The following is a 3,030-nucleotide window of genomic DNA, read 5'->3' on the forward strand; positions in this document are numbered from 1 at the left end:
TTCTTTTAGTTGTTGATTTCATAACACTCTCCAATTTTGGGGGGTGGAAAGTGTCAACCTTATTTAGGACGGCACACCGATTGAATTAAAAAGCTAGGTTTTTACCTGGCTTTTTTTTAGTTGAAAGATACACCATTTGCCACGCGCGTTTGTGGTTAATATTTTCTGGTTACTTAGTGAGTTGATAGTTAGCTTGCGGTAAGCGGTTTTTAATAATCAAAGCGCTTATGTTATTTCGTGGGTAGTAGGAGAGAGCTTAGCTTTAAACTAATACAAAAAAGCCGCATCAAGTGATGCGGCTTCTTCTAATATGGCTCCTCCTGCTGGGCTCGAACCAGCGACCTGCGGATTAACAGTCCGTCGCTCTACCAACTGAGCTAAGGAGGAACAAATTTTAATAAGTGGTGCCGACTACCGGAATCGAACTGGTGACCTACTGATTACAAGTCAGTTGCTCTACCTACTGAGCTAAGTCGGCACAATGTTATTAATAAGTTATTAACTTAATAATGAAAAATGGCTCCTCCTGCTGGGCTCGAACCAGCGACCTGCGGATTAACAGTCCGTCGCTCTACCAACTGAGCTAAGGAGGAATTGTCTTTTTAAGAGAATAAATGGTGCCGACTACCGGAATCGAACTGGTGACCTACTGATTACAAGTCAGTTGCTCTACCTACTGAGCTAAGTCGGCACATTTTATTCTTTAACATTGTTCGTGCTAAGCACCAACAATTAATAAATTGTGGTGCCCGGAGGCGGAATCGAACCACCGACACGAGGATTTTCAATCCTCTGCTCTACCGACTGAGCTATCCGGGCGACGAGGTGTATTAAAAGGCTTTTCGGCTTTCAGGTCAACAATAAAATTAAAATAAAATATCGTTTGATGAATTTGTGCTCGGAGTGGGCTGTTTTTATGCGTTTTAAGCAGCAATGCGCCTTGCTTTAAGCGATGTTTTAACATTGATAGTGTGTTCACTTGCAAAATAAAGGCGATAAAAACAAAAAAGCACGTCTGAAAACGTGCTTTTTATTGAACAATTGACTTTAAACTAGTGCTTTACTGAGAACTTGTTTACCCAACCTTCTAGCTCATTCGCTAGTGAAGCTAAACTTTGAGTACTTGATTGACTCTCGGTTACGACAGAGTTTAGTTGTCCTCCGCTTTCATCGATAAGGTTTATGCGTAGCGCAATATCATCGCTAACCTGCGTCTGCTCAGCGGCAGCAGTAGCGATCTGCTGGCTCATTGTGGTGATAGATTCTAACGCCGTTACAATTTGCTGTAGAGCTTCAGAGGCATTCTTAGACTCTGTAACAGTGCTTTCACTGGTTTCTGCACATATTTCCATTGTGTGAATGGCATTGCGAGAGCCTTCTTGCAGATTGGAGATCATATACTGAATCTCTTTTGTGCTGTCTTGTGTGCGTCCTGCTAGGTTGCGTACCTCATCAGCAACGACTGCGAAGCCTCGACCTTGTTCTCCAGCACGTGCTGCTTCAATGGCTGCATTGAGTGCCAACAGGTTTGTTTGCTCTGCAATATCACCAATCACATCGAGCACTTTTACAATATTATTTACATCCTGATCTAGATCGGCGACCGCTTTACTCGCAGTATTTAATTGAGAAGCTAAACCTTGAATGTTTTCAACCGTGTTATGAATGAGTTTCTGAGTATGTTGGCTTTGTTTGTCAGCCTCGTCCGTATTGTTTGCGGTGTCGCTTGCTGAATTGGCAACATGGTTGGCTGAAGATGCCATTTCAGTCATCGCAGTGGCAATCATCGCCGTTGATTGCTGCTGAGATACGGTAAGATCGGCAATCGTATTTGATCGAGCTTCTACGGCAGACAACTCTGCGCGCAGTGCATGCATAGACTTCTCTAGGTTTGTCACCATGGTAGCTAGTGATTGACTCATATCTTGCACGGCACGATAGATACTTCCTCTCGGTGCCACAGTATCAAAACTGGTCTGAATGTCTCCTTGAGCGACAGCTTGAACTGCTTTGCGCACGTCGTTAGGCTCTCCACCAAGTAGATGAAGCATTTTGCGAATCGAAATGATCAGGCCACTTAGAATGCTTCCCGCGATAATCAGACATAGCACAAGCTGCCATTGTGCTGTCGACCAAAAACGTGCGTTAACTTCATTAAAGCCAATACCTGTACCGACAACCCAGCCCCAGTGTGGTGTTTTTTCTGCTATCGAGTGTTTTTCTTCAATGCTGCCATCTGCTTGTTTTTGGCTCCAGGTATATTCAACGATCTGACCTGTTTTGTGCCCCAATACATCTAGAATGAGTTGGCCTACGCTATTACCACTGCCATCTTTAAAGTCATGGAAGCTGGTTCCGTGCAGTTGAGGGTCTAGTGGTGCGGCGATGAACATCATATTTTCATCTGCGACATAAACGTATTCGTTGTCTTTGTAGATATTGTTACGAAGTAGGCGAGTGGCTAATGCTTTCGCTTCGTCTTCCGGCATTTTGCCTTCGATAGCCATCTTTTCTACTTCGGTAAGTATGCTGTACGCACTTTTAAATAGCTCAGTAACTCGAGCTTTGTTATCAAGGTTACTTGCGACGCGAAGTGTCCATAAGCCCGTTGCGGTCAAAGCTAGGAGAGCTAGCAATATGATCGCAGATAATAAATAGGCTTGAGTTTTTAGTTTCATATTTAGCTCACAAATAAAGTGTTATCACTATGCAAGGCATAGCTAAAAGAAGAAATGTAATAACTCGGGCATCTTAGTGAAGATGAATATGCTCGGATACTAATGCGTATTAAAATTACGATGAGGATTAAATTTTTAGCGTGAAATAAGTGTTTTTGAAGAAAGGATTTAATGTTCGCTGATGTTTAGAAATGAAGTGTAGATAAATGGGAAAGCGAGAAATGACGTATAAAGCAGATACAAAAAAGCCGCATCAAGTGATGCGGCTTTAAAAGTGGCTCCTCCTGCTGGGCTCGAACCAGCGACCTGCGGATTAACAGTCCGTCGCTCTACCAACTGAGCTAAGGAGGAA

Annotated in this window: 1 protein-coding gene and 6 tRNA genes; all 7 read right to left on the minus strand. The window is 43.2% G+C overall.

The genetic code is table 11. From position 1 onward, the window contains the following. Window positions 1-311 precede the first annotated feature (311 nt). Window positions 312-387, minus strand: a tRNA-Asn gene (locus R7O03_RS22500). Between the two features lie 15 nt (window positions 388-402). Continuing rightward, a tRNA-Thr gene (locus tag R7O03_RS22505) sits at window positions 403-478 on the minus strand. Window positions 479-517: 39 nt separating this feature from the next. Next, window positions 518-593, minus strand: a tRNA-Asn gene (locus R7O03_RS22510). A 22-nt stretch (window positions 594-615) separates the two neighbouring features. Next, a tRNA-Thr gene (locus tag R7O03_RS22515) sits at window positions 616-691 on the minus strand. Window positions 692-743: 52 nt separating this feature from the next. After that, a tRNA-Phe gene (locus R7O03_RS22520) sits at window positions 744-819 on the minus strand. Window positions 820-1,052: 233 nt separating this feature from the next. Next, window positions 1,053-2,678, minus strand: coding sequence for a methyl-accepting chemotaxis protein (locus R7O03_RS22525; protein WP_171344542.1), 1,626 nt, complete (start codon window positions 2,676-2,678; stop codon window positions 1,053-1,055). 275 nt (window positions 2,679-2,953) lie between these two features. Then, window positions 2,954-3,029, minus strand: a tRNA-Asn gene (locus tag R7O03_RS22530). Window position 3,030 lies beyond the last annotated feature (1 nt).

It is taken from the genome of Vibrio sp. Vb2960, assembly GCF_033337665.1.
Taxonomy (GTDB): Bacteria; Pseudomonadota; Gammaproteobacteria; order Enterobacterales; family Vibrionaceae; genus Vibrio; species Vibrio alginolyticus.

Bases quoted from the DNA above. Each gene is read 5' to 3' on its own strand.
- R7O03_RS22525 (WP_171344542.1), bottom strand. From the start codon at position 2,678: ATGAAACTAAAAACTCAAGCCTATTTATTATCTGCGATCATATTGCTA.